The 18,406-nt window shown below is 62.2% G+C and carries 15 protein-coding genes; 4 read left to right on the top strand and 11 right to left on the bottom strand.

Annotated features, from left to right (window positions below; all coding sequences use genetic code 11):
- Positions 1-77 precede the first annotated feature (77 nt).
- Positions 78-1,217, bottom strand: a complete 1,140-nt coding sequence (locus WJM78_RS15100; RefSeq protein WP_275931165.1) for a MalY/PatB family protein — start codon at positions 1,215-1,217, stop codon at positions 78-80.
- 161 nt (positions 1,218-1,378) lie between these two features.
- On the opposite strand from WJM78_RS15100, the gene WJM78_RS15095 reads away from it, so the two are divergent.
- Complete coding sequence (locus WJM78_RS15095) at positions 1,379-2,551, top strand: MFS transporter (protein ID WP_108536469.1); 1,173 nt, start codon at positions 1,379-1,381, stop codon at positions 2,549-2,551.
- A gap of 55 nt (positions 2,552-2,606) precedes the next feature.
- Here WJM78_RS15095 and WJM78_RS15090 read toward each other — a convergent pair whose 3' ends face one another.
- Both WJM78_RS15090 and WJM78_RS15085 read right to left on the bottom strand, forming a co-directional pair.
- Positions 2,607-3,491, bottom strand: coding sequence for a LysR family transcriptional regulator (locus WJM78_RS15090; protein ID WP_339010212.1), 885 nt, complete (start codon positions 3,489-3,491; stop codon positions 2,607-2,609).
- Between the two features lie 109 nt (positions 3,492-3,600).
- Positions 3,601-4,356, bottom strand: a complete 756-nt coding sequence (locus tag WJM78_RS15085; RefSeq protein ID WP_339010211.1) for a YciK family oxidoreductase — start codon at positions 4,354-4,356, stop codon at positions 3,601-3,603.
- A 232-nt stretch (positions 4,357-4,588) separates the two neighbouring features.
- Here WJM78_RS15085 and sohB point away from each other — a divergent pair, with 232 nt between their 5' ends.
- Positions 4,589-5,596 carry a protease SohB gene (sohB, locus tag WJM78_RS15080; RefSeq protein WP_339010209.1) on the top strand — a complete coding sequence of 336 codons (1,008 nt, stop codon included), beginning with the start codon at positions 4,589-4,591 and terminating at the stop codon, positions 5,594-5,596.
- A gap of 64 nt (positions 5,597-5,660) precedes the next feature.
- On the opposite strand, the gene astB is transcribed toward sohB, so the two are convergent.
- Positions 5,661-6,998 carry an N-succinylarginine dihydrolase gene (astB, locus tag WJM78_RS15075; RefSeq protein ID WP_339010207.1) on the bottom strand — a complete coding sequence of 446 codons (1,338 nt, stop codon included), beginning with the start codon at positions 6,996-6,998 and terminating at the stop codon, positions 5,661-5,663.
- A gap of 361 nt (positions 6,999-7,359) precedes the next feature.
- Here astB and topA point away from each other — a divergent pair, with 361 nt between their 5' ends.
- Both topA and WJM78_RS15065 read left to right on the top strand, forming a co-directional pair.
- Positions 7,360-9,981, top strand: a complete 2,622-nt coding sequence (gene topA / locus WJM78_RS15070) for a type I DNA topoisomerase (protein ID WP_108536466.1) — start codon at positions 7,360-7,362, stop codon at positions 9,979-9,981.
- Between the two features lie 115 nt (positions 9,982-10,096).
- Positions 10,097-10,264 carry a hypothetical protein gene (locus WJM78_RS15065; RefSeq protein WP_167335284.1) on the top strand — a complete coding sequence of 56 codons (168 nt, stop codon included), beginning with the start codon at positions 10,097-10,099 and terminating at the stop codon, positions 10,262-10,264.
- A 73-nt stretch (positions 10,265-10,337) separates the two neighbouring features.
- Here WJM78_RS15065 and WJM78_RS15060 read toward each other — a convergent pair whose 3' ends face one another.
- The 7 genes from WJM78_RS15060 to WJM78_RS15030 all read right to left on the bottom strand — a co-directional run bounded on the left by WJM78_RS15060 (position 10,338) and on the right by WJM78_RS15030 (position 18,398).
- Positions 10,338-10,694 carry an MGMT family protein gene (locus WJM78_RS15060; protein ID WP_339010206.1) on the bottom strand — a complete coding sequence of 119 codons (357 nt, stop codon included), beginning with the start codon at positions 10,692-10,694 and terminating at the stop codon, positions 10,338-10,340.
- 68 nt (positions 10,695-10,762) lie between these two features.
- Positions 10,763-12,316, bottom strand: coding sequence for a PAS domain-containing methyl-accepting chemotaxis protein (locus WJM78_RS15055; RefSeq protein WP_339010204.1), 1,554 nt, complete (start codon positions 12,314-12,316; stop codon positions 10,763-10,765).
- Positions 12,317-12,529: 213 nt separating this feature from the next.
- Positions 12,530-14,395 carry a beta-N-acetylhexosaminidase gene (locus WJM78_RS15050; protein ID WP_339010202.1) on the bottom strand — a complete coding sequence of 622 codons (1,866 nt, stop codon included), beginning with the start codon at positions 14,393-14,395 and terminating at the stop codon, positions 12,530-12,532.
- 160 nt (positions 14,396-14,555) lie between these two features.
- A complete protein-coding gene (locus tag WJM78_RS15045) occupies positions 14,556-15,428 on the bottom strand; it encodes a BadF/BadG/BcrA/BcrD ATPase family protein (RefSeq protein WP_339010201.1) in 873 nt (290 codons plus the stop codon).
- Entirely contained in the window at positions 15,421-15,564 is a 144-nt protein-coding gene (locus WJM78_RS15040) for a hypothetical protein (RefSeq protein ID WP_212512921.1), read from the bottom strand. Before WJM78_RS15040 ends, WJM78_RS15045 begins: the two co-directional genes overlap by 8 nt.
- Entirely contained in the window at positions 15,557-17,290 is a 1,734-nt protein-coding gene (locus WJM78_RS15035; RefSeq protein WP_339010200.1) for a glycoside hydrolase family 9 protein, read from the bottom strand. The genes WJM78_RS15040 and WJM78_RS15035 overlap by 8 nt, the downstream gene beginning before the upstream one ends.
- 115 nt (positions 17,291-17,405) lie before the next feature.
- Positions 17,406-18,398 (bottom strand): ABC transporter ATP-binding protein, encoded by a 993-nt coding sequence (locus WJM78_RS15030; RefSeq protein ID WP_339010199.1) that lies wholly within the window; start codon positions 18,396-18,398, stop codon positions 17,406-17,408.
- Between the last annotated feature and the right edge of the window lie 8 nt (positions 18,399-18,406).

Raw genomic sequence — 18,406 nt, 5'->3', positions numbered from 1 at the left:
ATTCAGACCCGCCCTCATCGCTTATGGCGGCGGTCGGTGCAGCTGAGATTCAGCCGCAAAAATATACCCTATTGCTATCAGATGCGAGTCTGGATCGCTTTCTCCATCCGGGCCAGCGCCTCGGTCAGCCTTGCCCGGGTGCAGCCGAAGTTGAACCGTACGAACTGGCCATCGCCGAACTGGGCGCCCGGGGAGAGCCCAACCCCCGCCTGTTCGAAGAAGGTGATGGGATCCTCGAGCCCGAGCGCACTGACGTCAATCCAGGCAAGGTAGGTGGCCTGATGGCGAGCCAGCTTGACGCCGGGCCAGCGGGCGACAGCCTGTTCGATAAGCATGAGGTTGGCGGCCAGGTAGTCGAGTTGTTCGCAGAGCCAGGGTTCGCCTCCCTCATAGGCTGCCTCGGCCGCCACGAAGCCCAGCAGATTGACGTCGGCGCTGATGCCGCGCATCGCCTGTTGCAGCTTGAGGCGCAGGCGGGCGTTGGGCACCACGGCGAAGGCACAGCACAGGCCCGCGATATTGAAGGTCTTGCTCGGTGCCATCATCACGGCCGAGCGCTCGGCGGCTGCCGGGCTGATGGCGCCGTAGGGAATGTGACGGGCCTGCTTGTCGAGCAGCAGATCGCAATGGATCTCGTCCGAGCAGACGACCAGATTGTGTCGTTCGGCGATGGCATCGATGGCCTTGAGCTCTTCGCGGGTAAACACGGTACCGCCCGGGTTGTGCGGGTTGCACAGCAGCAGCAGATCCGCCGCCGGGGCCTGACGCTCCAGCTCCTCCAGATCCAGCACCCAGCGACCGGCCTCTTCCACCATGGGGACGGTGAGCAGGGGGCGATCGTTGAACCCGGGTGCCTGCAGAAAGGGGTAGTAGACCGGTTTGGGGGTGATGATACCGCGACCGTGCTGGCTCCATGCCTTGCACGCCAGGTTGAGGCCGGGTACCACACCGGGCAGGAAGATGAGCCACTCCGGCTGGATGGTCCAGCCGTAGCGGCTGGCCAGACGCGCTATGATCAGTTCGATCAGCCGGGCAGAGGGGCGCGAGTAACCGAAGATGCCGTGGGCGACCCGCTGGGTGAGGGCCTCGACGACGGCAGGCGGCGAGACAAAGTCGGTGTCGGCTACCCACATGGGCAGCACGTCCTGTCCTTTGTACTTGTCCCATTTCAGACTCATGGTGTCGCGACGATCTATTTCCCGGTCAAAATCAAACATGTGGAATCCTTATGCTGGGCAGTGGGCTTTCAATGTACGGGGTCGGGCGCGGGGTCGCAAGCCTTGAGGTGACTCTTGTTCATGACATAAAATAAGCAACGCTATTTCATGTACTTGCCGAATTTTGGCCCGTTTTCTTGCCCCCAATCAGTGGTAATCCTATGAGCTTGTTGACCGCCGCGCTGAGGAGATCGGATCCCGTTTCCCTCTCTTTTTTGGCCGTGACCTTTATAACTGGTGTGGCAGTCGCGCTCCAGGTGCCAACCTTGAGCCTGTTTCTGGCCGAAGAGGTGCAGGTTCGCCCCTTGCTGGTCGGACTGTTTTACACGGTCAACGCCGTGGTCGGGATCCTCATCAGCCAGTGGCTCGGCCACCGCTCCGACAGCAAGGGGGATCGCAAGCGGCTGATCCTGCGCTGCTGCTTCGCGGGGGTGGTGCTCTCCCTGTTGTTCGCCTGGAATCGCAACTACTGGCTGCTGGTGAGCCTGGGGGTCTTGCTGGCGAGTCTGGCGGCCACCGCCAGTCCCCAGCTGTTTGCCCTGGCACGGGAATATGCCGACAGCCGCAACAAGCGGGCAGACATGTTCAGCTCTGTGTTGCGGGCCCAGTTTTCCCTGGCCTGGGTCATCGGCCCCCCCATCGCCTTTGCGCTGGCCATCGGCTATGGCTTCGAGGTGATGTATCTCGCCTCCGCCCTGGCCTACCTGATCTGTGCCTTCGTGGTGTGGCGCTGGCTGCCCTCCCTGCCGCTGCCCACGCCAAACAGCGAGGTGGAGCGGGTCAGCAGCTGGCGAGACCCTTCTGTGCGGGCGCTGTTCATTGCCTCCACCCTGATGTGGACCTGCAACAGCATGTACCTCATCAACATGCCGCTTTACATCACCCGCGAGCTGGGGCTGGAGGAGAAGCTGGCCGGTGTGCTGATGGGCACGGCGGCGGCCCTCGAGATCCCCTTCATGCTGCTGGCCGGCTACTACACCCAGCGCTTCGGCAAGCGTCCCATGATGCTGGTGGCGGTGCTGGCCGGGGTGGGTTTCTATGCGGGGCTGGTCACCCTGTCGAGTCAGTCTGCGCTCATCGCGTTGCAACTGCTCAACGCCATCTTCATCGGCATAGTCGCCGGGATCGGCATGTCCTACTTCCAGGATCTGATGCCGGGGCGCGCCGGGGTGGCGACCACCCTGTTTGCCAATAGCATACGTACCGGCTCCATCATGGCGGGGGCCATTGCGGGGACTGTGGCCGAGATCTGGAGTTTTCACGGGGTCTTCATGGTGGCCACGGCGCTGGCGCTGGCGGCACTGGGCGCCTGCTGGCGGGTGCCCAATGTGTGAGGCGGGTCTGTGACCAATTGGCGATGGGTGGCGCTGGCCGCCTGACGGCTTGGGCTTATTTGTTGTTACCGGTCTGATATTCGTTGCGCAGGCAACGTAGCAGCAGCTCGGTGGCCGGACCCAGCGAATCCGCTGACGGGGTCAGCAGATAGGTATAGAGATGGCGCTCGTTGCCACTGGCCAGATCCAGTGGCACCAAGACGCCGCTGACCAGCTCCTGCTGCACCAGATGGCGGGGCAGCCAGGCATAGCCGAGGCCGAGTTTTAGCATGGCTATCACTTCGTGATAGTGGGTCGCTTTCCAGCCGGTGTCATCCGCATCATTCCAGTCCACCGAGCGGTGAATGGGGGGATGCAGGCTGATCTGGTTGTGACTGGCAAGCTCGTCAGTCGAGACGGGTCCTACCAGGGCGGCGAGGGGATGCTTGGCCGAGCAGAGCGGCAGCAGGCACACCTCGTCCAGCGGCAGGCCGGTACGATCCTGGGGAAGGTGCTCGGAGAGCATGAGATCCCCCACTTGCAGGGCGTTGAAGTGGCAGTGAATGCGTTCGTGCAGATTGACGCGGCAGCCCCGGCTGCGGGGATAGAAATGGGCCAGCGCCCGATAGAGTCGCTCCCGTGGTTGCAGCACGGAAACATAGAGGTTGACCTGCGGCTCCCACTGCCGCTCCAGGTTGTTGGCCAGGTTCTCCAGCTCTTCCACCTGCTGGCTGAGCTGACGCGCCCGCTTGAGGAATATCTCCCCCGCGGGGGTTAATACTGCCTTGCGCCCCCTCACTGCCAGCAGAGGCACCCCCAGACTCTGCTGCAGCTTGGCCACCGCATGATTGAGAGAGGATTGGCTCTTGTTCAGTGCTTCAGCGGCCTGGGCATAACCGCCATGGTCCACCACGGCCTGAAAGATCCGCCATTGCTCAAACGTGCTCTTGGGACGAAACATATTTCAACCTGATCAGGGATCGTATGTGGTAAGGGCCTTCAATAGGGTGCCGGCGGCACCCTATTGAATTTAACCCCATGTGGCGCAGGGTTCCGGTTATTTTGTTGATTTATTTGGGCTGGGCCACAAAGGTCTGGCCGGTTTTGCCACGGCTGTCGGCCCCCATCAGATAGAGATAGAGCGGCATGAGATCGGCCGGCGTCTTGAGCTGCTGGGGATCCTCTGCCGGGAAGGCGCTGGCACGCATCTTGGTGCGGGTACCGCCCGGGTTGAGGGTGTTGACCCGCACCGCCGTGTTTTCCAGCTCGTCGGCCAGCACTTCCATCATGCCTTCGATGGCGAACTTGGAGATGGCGTAGGTGCCCCAGTAGGCGCGGCCCTTGCGGCCCACGCTGGAGGAGGTGTACACGATGGAGGCCTCACCGTGCGTCTGGGCGGTCTGGCGGATCAGCGGCAGCAGCGCCTGGGTCAGCAGGAACTCGGATTTGACGTTGACTTGCATCACCTCGTCCCACTCCTTCTCCTGGATGTGTTCGAAGGGGGAGAGGGTGCCAAGCAGGCCGGCGTTGAACAATACACCGTCGAGGCGGCCAAACTGCTGCTCGAAGGTCTCGGCCATGCCACGGTAGTGGGCGGCGGTAGCGCCTTTCAAGTCCACCGGCACTATGGCGGGCAGCGGATAACCGGCGGCCTCAATCTGGTCATAAACAGCCTCAAGTTTGGCGCTGGTGCGGCCGAGCAGGATCACGGTGGCGCCGTGGGCGGCATAGGTGATAGCGGCTTCGCGGCCTATGCCGTCACCGGCACCTGTGACCAGAATGACCTTGTGCTTGAGCAGATCCCGGGGGGCCTGATAATCGAGCATGACAACTCCTGTTAACACGTTCGTGGCAGATGCGCGCGGTATCGCGGTATATAGAAGAGCCAGTGTACTGACCCCGCACGGCATTTGACCAGTATGAGACGGCAAAAATGTGAAGAAAATAGAGGGGTTGTGATTAAAGAGTGTGTTTTTTGAGCCACTGTCGCAGAGTTTTTGCGCGAGCCCGGCAAACTCCCTAGAATGTGAAAAATTCGAACACTGAGCGGAGCATCAAGTGGCATTTTTGACTGAATATGGGCTGTTTCTGGCCAAGACCCTCACCTTACTGCTGGCTATCGCGGCCGTCATTTTGATGGTGATCAGCAGCCGTCAGCCGAAATCCCGCAAGGGGGAGCTGGTGGTGACCGATCTCTCCAGCGAGCTGGAGCAGGGGCGCTACCAGTTGCAGGCGGCGCTGGCCGGCAAGGCCGGACGCAAGTTGCTGGAGAAGGATCGCAAGACCGAACACAAGGCCCGTGCCAGGACCGAAGACGAGCGCAGCCGGCTGTTTGTACTCGATTTTAACGGCAGCATGGACGCCAAAGAGGTGGCTTCCCTGCGGGAAGAGGTGAGTGCCGTGATAGGGGTCGCCCAGTCCGGTGACGAGGTGCTGCTGCGCCTTGAATCCGGTGGCGGTGTGGTGCATGGCTATGGCTTGGCCGCATCCCAGCTGCAGCGACTGCGCGACAAGGGGATCAAACTCACCGTTGCCATCGACAAGGTGGCGGCGAGCGGCGGTTACATGATGGCCTGCGTGGCAGATCAGATCCTGGCGGCGCCCTTTGCCATCGTCGGCTCCATCGGGGTGATAGCCCAGCTGCCGAACTTCAACAAGCTCTTGAAAAAGCACGACATTGAATTCGAGATGCACACCGCTGGCCAGTACAAGCGCACCATCACCATGTTCGGTGAGAACGACGATCTGGGGCGGGAGAAGTTTCGTGAGGAGCTGGGCGCCATCCACGAGCGGTTCAAGGCGTTCGTGGCCGAGCACAGACCCAACCTCGACATAGACAGTGTCACCACGGGAGAGCACTGGCTGGCGAGCCAGGCCAAGGGGCTGGGGCTGGTGGATACTCTCTGCACCAGTGACGACTACCTGCTGGCCCAGGCCAGCCATCACAAGGTGGTCGGCATCAGCTATCGCAAGCCAAAGAGCCTGACCCAGAAACTGGGCCAGCAGGCGGCCCTGGCGCTGGAGTCGAGCCTCGGCCGGCTGTGGCAGCAGAGCCCCTGGCGCTGAGGCCTCGCTTGCACCACTGACATGAAAAAGCCGGGCATTTGCCCGGCTTTTGCTATCCAGCGACTCAGCGCTGGAAGGGGTAGACGGAGCCGAGTTTGAGGATCTGGGTCAGTTCGTCCAGGGCGGTGCGGGACTCCTGCACCAGCGCCGGGTCGCGCAGATCGTCCAGCGCCAGGCTGTCGCGGTAGTGGCGATCCACCCACAGATCCAGCCGGGTGAACTGGCTGTCGTTGATGAGGCAGGCCGGGTTGACCGCCGCCAGTTCGAGATCGTTCATGGCGACCCGCAGCCGCAGGCAGGCAGGGCCGCCACCGTTGCGCATGCTCTGTTTCACGTCCATGTAGTGCACCTGTTTGATGGGGGTGCCCTGGGCGAGGAGTTGGCCGAGGTAGGCCGATACGGCCGGATTGTCACGACACTCGGTGGGGGCGATGATGGCCATCTCGCCGGACGGCAGGGTGAGGATCTGGGTGTTGAACAGATAGGATTTCACCGCATCCTGCAGCGATACCTCATTGGTCGGCACCTCGATGAAGTGCAATTCGCCCTCGCCGAACTTGGTGCGCACCTCGGCCAGCGCTGACGCCGTGTTGAGAAAGGCCTGCTGGTGGAAGAAGAGCACGTTCTGGTTGCCCACCGCGATCACGTCGTTGTGGAACACCCCCTGATCGATCACATCCGGATTTTGCTGGATGAAGACGGCGCTCTCTTCACTCAAACCGTGCAGACGGGCGATGGCCTGGCTGGCCTCCAGGGTCTGGCGGGCCGGGTAGCGTTTGGGGGCGGGCTGGGAGACGTCGAAGGCACTGCGGCCATAGACGAACAGTTCGACCCCGGACTCGCCGTAGGCACGACACAAGCGGGTGTGGTTGGCGGCGCCCTCGTCACCGAAGTGGTCGTTCTCCGGCAGATGCTGGTGGTGATAGAAGTGACGATCGTTGTTGAACACGGCGCGCAGTATGCGACCTGTCACCTCGGGTTCGAGGGAACGGTGGAACTTGTTGGTCAGGTTGGCGGGGGTGAAGTGAATGCGGCCATCCTGGGTATCGGCACTCGGGGAGACGGTGGCGGCGTTGGCGGTCCACATGCTGGAGGCTGAATAACAGGCAGCCAGCACGGCGGGAGCCTGTTTGGCGGCCTGGGCCAGCACGCTGGCATCGCTGCCGGTGAAGCCGAGGCGGCGCAGGGTGGCCAGATCCGGCCGCTCCTGCGGTGCCAGCACCCCCTGGGTCATGCCAAGCTCGGTCAGCGCTTTCATCTTGCGTAACCCCTGCTTGGCCGCTTCCTTCGGATTGGACGCCTCCTTGGCGTTGCTCTGGGAGGCGACGTTGCCATAGGACAAGCCGGCATAATTGTGGGTCGGGCCGACCAGTCCGTCGAAGTTGACCTCGAAGTGCTTCATTGAGTACATCCTTTCGATTTTTATATGGGTAGCGGTTCCTTCCGCGCACAAAGCTGCGGGATTCAGCCATTATAATGAGATTTTGTCTTTTGTAACAAGCTGATAACCAAAGTGGTTTGTTATGTTACAAGAGCGGTTGGTTATGTCATTTCAAATATAAAAAGGGGGTGGATATAGCATAAAAATAAAAAAGCGGTTGCTTCCCGCGGCTCGGCTTCGCATTAATAAATAAAGAGGTCAGGTGGTTCGAGAGGGTGAGCTAATTTGCTCACAAGATTGCTTTTTCGCGTCAAATCTCTTATACAGCCCCACAAAACCGCACACCAACCCCGTCGGGTGCAATGAGGATAATAGTTACAGCATGGGCAAATCACTGGTCATAGTGGAGTCTCCGGCCAAGGCCAAGACCATCAACAAATATTTGGGCAAGGACTACGTGGTGAAATCCAGCGTCGGTCATGTTCGCGATCTGCCCACCAGTGGCAGCGCCAGCAACGAGCCCAAAAAACCTGTCATTCGCGGCATCAAGCTGAGCGAATCAGAGAAGGCTGCCAAGGATCGCAATGCCCTGTTCTCACGGATGGGGATCAATCCGGCCGCAGGCTGGCAGGCCAACTACCAGATTTTGCCCGGCAAAGAGAAAGTGGTCAGTGAATTGCAAAGTCTGGCCGCCAAGGCCGACACCATCTATCTCGCAACCGACTTGGATAGAGAGGGAGAGGCGATCGCCTGGCACTTGCGCGAGATCATCGGTGGTGACGACAGCCGCTACAAGCGGGTGGTGTTCAACGAGATCACCAAGACTGCGATTCAGGAGGCGTTTGCCCAGCCATCCGAGCTGAACATCCACCGTGTCAACGCCCAGCAGGCCCGCCGTTTCCTCGATCGGGTGGTGGGCTACATGGTTTCCCCGCTGCTGTGGAAGAAACTGGCTCGCGGCCTCTCCGCCGGTCGGGTGCAGTCTGTTGCGGTGCGCCTCATCGTCGATAAAGAGCGCGAGATCAAGGCGTTCGTGCCGGTGGAGTTCTGGGATCTCAACGCCGACCTGCTGACCGGTGAACATGCCTCCCTGCGCATGGAAGTGGTCAGCCGTAACGGCGCCGACTTCAAGCCGGTCACCCAGGCCGAGACCTTTGCCGCCGTGGCTGCCCTGGAAGGGGTCGACTACAAGGTAGTGAATCGGGAAGACAAGCCGACCGGTTCCAAGCCCTCCGCGCCCTTCATCACCTCCACCCTGCAGCAGGCGGCCTCTACCCGTCTGAGCTTCGGGGTGAAGAAGACCATGATGATGGCCCAGCGTCTCTATGAAGCGGGTTACATCACCTATATGCGTACCGACTCCACCAACCTCAGCAAAGAGGCGGTTGAAGCGGTGCGTGAATATATCGGCGAGCAGTATGGTGCCACCTATCTGCCGAGCGAGCCGAATCTCTATGGCTCCAAGGCTGGCGCCCAGGAGGCCCACGAGGCGATCCGTCCCTCCAGCGTGCTGGTCACGGCCGAGCTGCTGGAAGGGATGGAGCCGGATGCCATGCGTCTGTATGATCTCATCTGGCGCCAGTTTGTGGCCTGCCAGATGACCCCGGCCCAGTACGACTCCTCCACCCTGACCGTCAAGGCGGGCGAGTTCGAACTCAAGGCCCGTGGCCGTACTCTGCGCTTCGCCGGTTGGACCAAGGCGCTGCCGCCCATGGGTCGCAAGGGCGAAGACAGCCAGCTGCCGGCGGTGACCGTGGGCGAGTTGCTCAAACTGATCAAGCTGGATCCGCGCCAGCACTTCACCAAGCCGCCCGCGCGCTTCACCGAAGCCGCCCTGGTACGCGAGTTGGAAAAACGCGGCATCGGCCGTCCGTCTACCTACGCCTCCATCATCTCCACCATCGTTGATCGTGGTTATGTGCGGGTCGAGAGCCGCCGTTTCTTCGCCGAGAAGATGGGCGAGATCGTCACCGACCGTCTGGTGGAAAACTTCGTCGAGCTGATGAATTACGAGTTCACCGCCAAGATGGAAGACAAGCTCGATGGCATCGCCGAAGGCAGCCTGGAGTGGAAGAAGGTGCTGGACGCCTTCTACGAAGAGTTTACCCAGGAGCTGGCAAAAGCGGATCGGGGCGCGGAAGAGGGGGGCATGCGTGCCAACCAGATGGTTCTGACCGACATCGACTGTCCGGATTGCGGTCGCAAGATGGGGATTCGTACTGCCACCACCGGCGTGTTCCTCGGCTGTTCCGGCTATGCCCTGCCGCCGAAAGAGCGCTGCAAGAAAACCATCAATCTGGTTTCCGCCGACGAATTTGTCTCCGCCACCGACGGTGACGAAGCCGAAACCGAAGCGCTGCGCGCCAAGCACCGCTGCGGTGTCTGCGGCACCGCCATGGACGCCTACATCATCGACGACAGCCGCAAGCTGCACGTCTGTGGCCGCAACCCGGATTGCGATGGTTACGAGATCGAGAAGGGCCAGTTCAAGCTCAAGGGCTACGAAGGGCCGAGCATAGAGTGCGATCGCTGCGGATCCGAGATGCAGCTCAAGAACGGCCGCTTCGGCAAGTACATGGGCTGCACCAGTGAGACCTGCAAGAACACCCGCAAGATCCTGAAAAATGGCGATATAGCGCCACCGAAGGAAGATCCGGTGCCGCTGCCCGAGCTCAAGTGCACCCAGTCCGATGCACACTTTGTGCTGCGTGACGGGGCGGCCGGCCTGTTCCTCGCCGCCAGCAACTTCCCGAAATCCCGCGAGACCCGTGCGCCCCTGGTGGAAGAGCTCAAGCGCTTCAAAGATCGCCTCTCGCCCAAGCACCAGTACCTGGCTGACGCCCCGGCGTCAGATCCTGACGGTAATGCCTCCATCGTTCGCTTTAGTCGCAAGACCAAGGAGCAGTACGTGATGACAGAGGTCAACGGCAAGGCAACGGGCTGGACGGCGCACTACGACAACGGCAAGTGGCAGGAGAGCCTGGCCAAATCGAAGAAGGCCTGATGGCGCGTAGTTCACACTATGATGAAAGAGGCCCCCTTGCTGGGGCCTTTTTGTTGGGAGATGACGGTATACTGAAACGGCTGCAAGGATGGCAGCGCTGTACATGGAGGTTGTGATGGAGATTAACGAGATCCGGCCGGGAATGACCTGTCTGACCCGGGAAGGGACTGCCTATGTGCTGGAGGTGGACAGGCAGAGTCTGCTGGTGTTGCTGCAACGGGAGTATGAAACCATACCTGTGCAGGTGCGCAGCGACGAGATCCTGGCTCCTCTCTCGCTGTGATGTACCTGGAGGCAAGCAGTCATGGCCGCTTTTTGGCTCAGCAGAGGGTCATGAGAGGCCGTGACGCCCCGGCTTAAAAGGGAATGAGGAATAGCAGCTCGGCCAGGTCGGGCTGCCATTGCCACTCCCGCATCTTTACCCGCCCGCCGATCACGGGCACCCCCTCTTGCAGCAATCGCCCCGTCTGCAGCGCAAAGCCTGTCGACCCTTTTGGCAGTGAAATGGTGCCGCTTGCACCTAGCACGCGATGCCAGGGCAGCACCTTGTCCGTTTCCCGCAGCACCTTGCCTACCAGCCGGGCCCGACCGGGTAGTCCCGCCAGATCTGCCACCTGACCATAGCTGACCACCTTGCCGGCCGGGATCAGGGCGAGGATCGCCTCGATGCGGGCAACTTTGCTCAGTGGGGCAGGGGCTGGCTCCATTCTCATCGGTCATGACTCATCAGAAACAACAGAAGCGCCATTGTGGCGCTTCTGTTGTTGCGGTGACAACCGCTTCAACCAAAGGTCTGGCTGAGCCCCTTGAGCTGTCTGGCTCGCTCCAGTAGCTCCTGACTCGAGTTGTCGACCTCCTGCATCTTCTGGCTGTTGGCGTGGGAGTATTGGGAGATCTGGTTGATGTTGCGGCTGATCTCCTCTACCACCGCCTGCTGCTGCTCGGCGGCGGCGGCTATCTGGGTGGAGTGTTCCGTGACCAGCTCTATCTCTTCCAGCACTGAGAGCAGGCTGCTGGCGCCCTGGCGGGTCATCTCGGCGCACTCCCGGGTCTGTTGCAGGTTCTCCTGCATCATCCCCTTCCAGCGTCCCAGGGTGTGCAGGATCTGATGTATGCTGCCCTGGATCTGCTCGGTTGCCTTGTGGGTGCGAGTCGACAGGGTGCGCACCTCGTCGGCCACCACAGCAAAGCCGCGGCCTTGCTCACCGGCCCGCGCTGCCTCGATGGCTGCGTTGAGGGCCAGCAGGTTGGTCTGGTCGGCTATGCCCTGGATCTCGCCCATCACGCTGCCGATCCGCTCCGATTCGCTGGCCAGCTCCACCGCCGAGTTGAACGCCAGCTCCGCCTGTTTGGCGAGCTGCTCGATGCGTTGTTCTGTCTGGCTCAGCTGTTGGTTGGTGTGTTCGCAGCGGCTGCGAGCCTCGTTGACCTGACCGTTGGAGTCCTGAATGTTGTGGGCGATCTCGTGGGCCGTGCTGGCCATCTGGGTCATGGCGGCAGCCATCTGCTGGGTCTGGGCATTCTGCTCGTTGATGTCGAGGCAGGCCTGATGGGACGCCTGTTTCAGGTTGGTGGCCAGGGTCTGCAGGGGGTGGGTTGCATCGTTGACCCGGCCCAGCACGGTACGGATGCGGGCCTGCAGCATCTTGATGTGAAAGTCGGCGATGGCGCCGGGGCCGTCGCCCGAGTAAACCAGCCGGGTCAGGCTGTCGTATTCGCGGCCGAGCTGCTGCAGATAGAGCGGCAGCGTAAAGAGCTCGCGCCAGTAAGCGCCACCTATGAGCAGCAGGGGCAGCAGCATCAGCAGGGCTGCCATGGCGCCTTTGCTGACAAAGGCCCAGCCGAGCAAGCCGAGCAACAGCAGGCCCAGCACCGGCAGGCGTACGTGGCTGAATGAGGGAAGGCTGCTGGTCGAGCCGCGCTCCGCCTTGAGCAGAGCCTGATAGGTCTGGTTAGCGACTCGCTTGAGCTGGGGTTCCGGTTTGCAGCGTACCGACTGGTAACCGCTGACTATGCCCCCCTCGTAGATGGGGGTCACATAGGCGTCGACCCAGTAGTAACGGCCATCCTTGCAGCGGTTCTTCACCATGCCGCGCCAGGGCTTGCCCTCCTTGAGGCGAGCCCACAGATCGGCAAAAGCGGCCTTGGGCATGTCGGGGTGTCGCACCAGGTTGTGGTTGTGGCCGACCAGTTCTTCAACGGGGTAGCCAGCGATGCGGCAGAAGGCGGGGTTGGCATAGGTGATCACCCCGCGCAGATCCGTGGTGGAAACCAGTTGTTCGTCGGCAGGAAACTCCACTTCGCTGTCCAGGGTATGGGCGTCTCTGCGGGCCATAGGAATACGCTCCGATGTTCTTGTTGATAGTTTTGTCGTTGTTATTGTGGCAGATCTGGGTGTGGTTGCAGGTGCTTGCCAGTGTGTGCCAGATTGGCTTCATTAGGGGCTGAATTTTGCCAACAATGGTGGATGAATGGTAGGGGTAAGTTGGTTTTTTGTTGGTGGATGGTAAAAAAGGCGACCGAAAGGTCGCCAGATAGGAAGGTAATGCTACTTCTGTGGCACTCGGTAACCCACCTGTAGCTGGTCGAGGATCTGCAGCTGACCCGGCAGGCGGGCGGCGAAGTGATCCCACGCCTTGCTGGCGGGGTCGCTCCAGGCCACCTCGGCGGTGGCCAGCATGCGCGGGAACAACATGTAGTCGAGGCGGTCACGAGAGGTCACCAGTTCCGACCACAAGGGGCTCAGCACCCCGAGTATGTTATTGCTGGCATGGAAATCGGCTGGGGCAGGGTCACACGAGTAGACCTGCTCCAGATTGAGGGTGCCCGCCCAGTAGAGGCCGGGTTCGCCGGGATCCTGGTTCCAGGCCAGATCCAGATAGAGGTGCTGGGCAGGCGCCATCACCACGGGATACCCCGCCGCAGCGGCATCCAGCCCTGCCTGGAAGCTGGTCCAGGCAAAGATGGTGGCATCCCGGCTCACCTTGTCGCCGTGCAATATCTCCTCCCAGCCCAGCATCCGCTTGCCCTTGCCCGCCAGATATTGCTGGCAGTGGCGCAGCAGGTGGCCCTGCAGCTCACGGCAATCCTGATACCCCTCTTGTTGCATCAGCTGCTGGCAGGCCGGGCTGCCGGTCCAGACCCCGGTCGGCACTTCGTCACCCCCCATGTGGATCTGCGGATCGGGGAATAGCTCGCACACCTCGTCCAGCACCGCTTCCAGAAAACGGTAGGTGCCGGGTAGGGCCGGATTGAGCACGTTGTCATCGAAATATTGCACCGAGCGGTAGCGGGAGCGATCAGCCTCTTCCACTAGCAGCTCCGGCAGCGCCTTGATGGCGGCGTGGCAGTGGCCCGGAATGTCGATCTCGGGAATGACGGTGATGCCGAGCTCACTGGCATAGCTCACCAGCTCCTTCACCTCGCTCTGGGTGTAGTAGCCGCCATAGGGTTCGGCGCCGCCGCTGAGCTGGGGCCCCACAGGCAGATCGTGGCCGCGCCAGGCGGCTAGCTCGGTCAACTGCGGGAAGGCCTTGATCTCGAGCCGCCACCCCTCGTCATCGGTCAGGTGCCAGTGGAAGCGGTTGAACTTGTAGAGGCTCATCAGCTTGAGCAGGCGCTTGAGGGTGGCCAGGGTGTGAAAGTGGCGGGCACAGTCGAGGAAGATGCCGCGAAAGCCAAAGCGGGGGGCATCGACCAGCTCGATGCAGGGCAGGCTCTCCCCATGTTGCAGATACCACTGTGCCAGGCTCACCAGACCGTGGCGCCAGCCAGCCTCGCCAGCTGCGGCTATGGTCACCCCTTCCGGCGTGATGGTGAGGCGATAGGCCTCGCTAGCCAGGGGCTCCTCGAGCAGCCGGATCTCCCCATCATGATCCTGTTCCAGCGCGAGCCCGGTCAGCTCGTTGAAATGGTCCAGCAGGGTGGTAAGCGACCCGGGCCCGCTGACATGGGCCCGCTCTGCCAGCCGGAAGTTGCCCTCCAGCAGCACCCGCTGATCCGGCTGGGGCACTATGCCAGCGAGGGGCTCGACCTTGGGCAGATCCGGGGCGTTGGGCCCGCTTGGCGGCAGGCCAAGATCCTCATCGGCCAGCACCACAGGCATCAGCTGGGGGCCTGTGCTGGCCTCGGGCAGGCTCAGGAAGAAACCGCGTGGCATGTCGGAGATCTTTTTGATGGGGGTGTTGCGACAGCAAAAACGCAGCTCCCGTTGCCCTTCCGCCGGGATCAGCACCTTGTAGCTGCCGCTCTGGCGTTCCAGTATGGCGCCCTCGAGGGAGGCGGGATCTATGTGACGCGCCAGGCAGAAGTGGAGCTTCCAGTGGGCTGCCGGCAGCTGGCTCAGGCTAAAGCGGAACCAGACGTCCTCGCCATCGTGCCGCTCAACCTGGGTGTGGATCAGGGGTGCAGACATGCAAATTCCTCTGAGGGAGTTAAGGGAACAAACAGGGCGATTATCTCCTTGTGGTACTGGTCAACGTGGGGAGGGATCCTGAGTGCGGAGATGGGCGCCCCCTGAAGCGGGCAGAGGGGGATCCTGTCCCCGCCTGCGGGCAGATCGAATTGGACAAGGCTCAGCAGTGCAGACATGGGAACGCCTCCGACTGGGCAAACAGGATGGCCCCCTCCAGTGCATCGGCTTGCGGGTGAACGAGGTTAACGTGCGCCAGCCGGGGGGCGAGGCGCATGCCGATGCCGCCGAGCAGGGCAATCTGGCTGGCTCCCAGCTGCTGCATCCCCTCCAGCAGGGTATGCAGCTGGGTGCAGGTTTCGTCCAGCAGCTGGTTGGCGAGATCGTCGCCATCGCTGGCGGCATCGAACACCCAGGGGGCAAAGTGACCATAGTCTGCCGGAATGGCGCGGGCGGCCCAGCGCACCACTTCCGCCTGATCCCGCTTGAAGTGATCGAGCAAGCGGATGGCGAGCGTGCTGGGGGGCAGGATGCCGTCATGGCAGAGCAGGGATTGCTGGATGGCACGCAGCCCCAGCCAGGCGCCGCTGCCCAGATCCGAGATGGGGAAGCCGCGACCGGAGCAGGTGTGAAGCTGGCCGTGGCGATAGATGAGCCCGGCCGAGCCGGTACCGGCGATGAGAATGGCCCCATCCTCGCCGCCAAAGGCGCCCAGACAGGCACCGAAGGCATCGGAGGTGAGCCGCACGCTCGCAAAAGGGAACGGCATGGCGAGCATGGCGTGGTAGCAGTCGGCCAGCTCGGCGGAGGCGAGTGCCAGCCCGACCCCCATCAGCTGTTCGCTCTCGATGCCGAGCCCGGCAGTGATCCGGGCGCTGGCGATGGCAGCCAGCACATTGGCGTGAGCGACCTCTATGCCCAGCTCCAGATTGGATCCGGCGGCGCGCCCCTCGCCGAGCAGCTTGCCCGTCCGATCCCGAATGCGGGCGCGGGTGTGGGTGCCCCCGCCATCGACCCCGACCCAGTACTCAATCATGGTGACCTCCCTGCTCATTTCGATCACCCAGGGCACTCTGCCAGCTGATGGCCAGGGCAAACCGGACTGCATGGAGGATCCGCTGTTCTTCCCTGTGCCAGTTATGATCGAGCCGATTCCTGTACATCTCAATCATGGCGACCTCCCTGCTCATTTCGATCACCCAGGGCACTCTGCCAGCTGATGGCCAGGGCAAACCAGGCGGCGTGGGGGATCCACTGCTCGCCCCAGCGCCAGTTCTGATCCAGCCGATCCTTGTACTCCTGCGGGATAAAGGCCACCTCATGTTCGTCATCGAACCCGGCGGTGATGCCGTTGCAGATGCCCCCCTGCGCATTGGGATACCCGGCGGTATAGGCGGGGTTGTTGATGCCGTGGCCCGCCAGCATGCAGGCGTTGAAGGGGTTCTGCCCGAGGATCCAGTCGAGCTGGCGCTGGCCGTAAGTGTTCAGCGGCTGGCTCTGGCGGGGGAAGTGGTGAGCGGCGGCAAAGGCCATGGTCGCCAGCGACGCGAGGCGGGCGTTCTCCCCCTGCCACCAGTAACCGGATTCGTTGTGGTGGGGGATAAAAAAGCTGACGCGCGGCGCTTCATCCACCCCTTTCACATATTGGCGGGCGAGGGAGAAGGGATTGCCCGCCCGGGCGCACAGCGCCAGCTCGGCGGCCAGCGCCTGCTCCACCACCGTTTGCACCCGGGCCTTGCGCCCCTGATCTGGCTCTATGCCTAAATATTCCAGCAGCGCCAGCACCGGCAGGCCCGCTTCGGCGGCGTGATAGTAGGGGCGCGAGCCATCCTCGTTGGCCGACCAGTAGTGACCCAGCTCCGGATGGATGCGCTGGCGGGCGCAGAGCTTGCTGGCGTGTGCTCTCGCCTCGGCCAGCCACTCGGAGCCGAAGGTGCGGGTCAGCTCCACCGCCGCCAGCAGGGCGCAGTAGTCGTCGATGATGTTCTCGACCCCGTCATCGAGATAGGCGAGGTTGTACTCACGCAGGTGCAGGTAGCCGCGGCTGGCCGCCTCGGCGTAGCGGCTGGCATCGACGTCGCCGCTGACGCTCTCGCGCGCGGCGCGGGCCAGCGCGGCGATGGCTATGCCACCCCCTTGGCGAAAACCCGCCTGCCAGTTGGCGGACTTGATCCCCTGCTGGGTGGCATAGGCGCACAGCTCGCGCTGGGCGGGATCCTTGCTCCACTTGTCGAACAGGGTCATGAAGAAGAAGCCCGACTCATCCTGCATCCGGCAGAGGAAATCGGCGCCGTGCAGCGCTTCGTCATTGAGTCGCTTGCAGAGGTTCACCCCGTCGATATCGCGGCGCGGGGCCAGCAGTTCCCGGCACTTGAGCAGGGCCCACACCACCATGGGGGTCTGCTGGGGGTTGAGGTAGTTGGCGTAGGAGAGGTGGCTCAGGTACTTGCTCATGTCGCCACTGGCATCGAACCAGCCGCCGTGCACATCTTTGTGCTGGTCGGTGCCAAACAGGCGGGCGCTGCGGTCGGCCCGATCGAAGGTGCCGCTGGCGCGCTGCCCCTTGAAGTAGTGAATGACGTCGGAGAGGCAACGGCTGGCCAGCAGATCCTGGCCGATGGCAAAGCGGGTCGAGCGGACAATGCCTTGGGCAGTTATTGCCTCCAGCCGGTAATGACCGGGCTCCTTGAATGCGGAGAAGTCGGCACGCCAGTAAGCGCGGCCCTGCCAGCCGGGGACGCTGCCAGCTGCTTGCAGCGGGGTTTCAAACAGGAGCTGGCCATCATAGAGGCGTTGCAGCCTGACATAGCCGCCGAGATCATGGGCGTGGGAGGTTTGCAAGAGGGCGACCTTGTGCCCGTCGCACTCGTAGCCCACCTGATTGATCAAGAGTTCCATCAAGGTATTACTCCTGTGGTTCACCGACGGACGGTGAGGCACATCACGGGGCTGTGGTCACCCCCTATCGAGGCCATGGCCGGACAGTGCTGTCCGGCCGGTCTAAGGCTCACCCTCACTCGTAGAGGTAGCAGCGCACGAAGTGGTTGTCGGCAAGCTTGGTGATGGCAGGCAGGTTCTCCTTGCAGCGGGGCATCGCCTGATGGCAGCGCCCGGCAAAGGGGCAACCGCAGGACTCCGGCGTCCAGAGCGGGATCTCCCCCTTGCGGCCACCCTCCAGCTCGGCATGGATGCTCTTCTCGGGGTCGGGTACCGCCGAGATGAGCAGCTGGGTGTAGGGGTGCTGCGGGTGGTGCAGGATCTCGTCCACCTCGCCCCACTCCACCATGTGACCCACGTACATCACTGCCAGATCTTCCGCCACATAGCGGGCGGTGGCGATGTCGTGGGTGATGTAGAGCATGGAGACGCCGAGCTCGTTCTTCATCTGCTCCATCAGGTTGAGGATGCCGATGCGAATGGAGACGTCGAGCATGGAGGTGGGCTCGTCCGCCAGCACCACTTGCGCCTCTACCGCCAGATTGCGGGCGATGTTGACCCGCTGGCGCTGACCGCCGGAGAGCTGGTGGGGGTACTTGGCCGCCGTCGCCTTGGCGGGAGTGAGGCCGACTTTCTCCAGCAGGGTGTAGACCATGTCGGGCAGATCTTTTTTGTCGATCACCTTGCTGTGCAGCAGCAGGGGGCGGGCGATGTGGTGATAGATGGTGTGGGTCGGGTTGAGCGAACCGAACGGATCTTGCCACACCATCTGCACGCTCTGGCGATAGTCCAGCAGGGCAGTGCCCTTGTTGAACTCCTCCAGATCCCGGCCGCGATAGAGAATGCGCCCGGCACTGAGCTTGTACATCTTGGCGATGATTTTGGCGATGGTGCTCTTGCCGGAGCCCGACTCCCCGACCACTGCCAGGGCGCGGCCCCGGTGCAGATTGAAGGTGATGTCGGAGAGCGCCCGCATCTTGCCACTCTTGATGGCATTGGAGTTGATGGGGAAGTCCTTGTAGAGGTGCTGGACTTCGATGATGGGTGCATCGGTGTTGGCGATTTGCATGACAGACA

The organism is Aeromonas popoffii, from assembly GCF_037818705.1.
In the GTDB taxonomy this organism is placed as follows: domain Bacteria; phylum Pseudomonadota; class Gammaproteobacteria; order Enterobacterales; family Aeromonadaceae; genus Aeromonas; species Aeromonas popoffii.
Note: the sequence above shows the minus strand (reverse complement) of the source record. Positions and strands in the feature narration are given on the sequence as shown.

Excerpts from the sequence above, each read along its gene's own strand:
- WJM78_RS15100 (WP_275931165.1), bottom strand. The coding sequence starts at position 1,217 with ATGTTTGATTTTGACCGGGAAATAGATCGTCGCGACACCATGAGTCTG.
- WJM78_RS15095 (WP_108536469.1), top strand. The coding sequence starts at position 1,379 with ATGAGCTTGTTGACCGCCGCGCTGAGGAGATCGGATCCCGTTTCCCTC.
- WJM78_RS15090 (WP_339010212.1), bottom strand. The coding sequence starts at position 3,491 with ATGTTTCGTCCCAAGAGCACGTTTGAGCAATGGCGGATCTTTCAGGCC.
- WJM78_RS15085 (WP_339010211.1), bottom strand. The coding sequence starts at position 4,356 with ATGCTCGATTATCAGGCCCCCCGGGATCTGCTCAAGCACAAGGTCATT.
- astB (WP_339010207.1), bottom strand. The coding sequence starts at position 6,998 with ATGAAGCACTTCGAGGTCAACTTCGACGGACTGGTCGGCCCGACCCAC.
- topA (WP_108536466.1), top strand. The coding sequence starts at position 7,360 with ATGGGCAAATCACTGGTCATAGTGGAGTCTCCGGCCAAGGCCAAGACC.
- WJM78_RS15065 (WP_167335284.1), top strand. The coding sequence starts at position 10,097 with ATGGAGATTAACGAGATCCGGCCGGGAATGACCTGTCTGACCCGGGAA.
- WJM78_RS15060 (WP_339010206.1), bottom strand. The coding sequence starts at position 10,694 with ATGAGAATGGAGCCAGCCCCTGCCCCACTGAGCAAAGTTGCCCGCATC.
- WJM78_RS15055 (WP_339010204.1), bottom strand. The coding sequence starts at position 12,316 with ATGGCCCGCAGAGACGCCCATACCCTGGACAGCGAAGTGGAGTTTCCT.
- WJM78_RS15050 (WP_339010202.1), bottom strand. The coding sequence starts at position 14,395 with ATGTCTGCACCCCTGATCCACACCCAGGTTGAGCGGCACGATGGCGAG.
- WJM78_RS15045 (WP_339010201.1), bottom strand. The coding sequence starts at position 15,428 with ATGATTGAGTACTGGGTCGGGGTCGATGGCGGGGGCACCCACACCCGC.
- WJM78_RS15040 (WP_212512921.1), bottom strand. The coding sequence starts at position 15,564 with ATGATTGAGATGTACAGGAATCGGCTCGATCATAACTGGCACAGGGAA.
- WJM78_RS15035 (WP_339010200.1), bottom strand. The coding sequence starts at position 17,290 with ATGGAACTCTTGATCAATCAGGTGGGCTACGAGTGCGACGGGCACAAG.
- WJM78_RS15030 (WP_339010199.1), bottom strand. The coding sequence starts at position 18,398 with ATGCAAATCGCCAACACCGATGCACCCATCATCGAAGTCCAGCACCTC.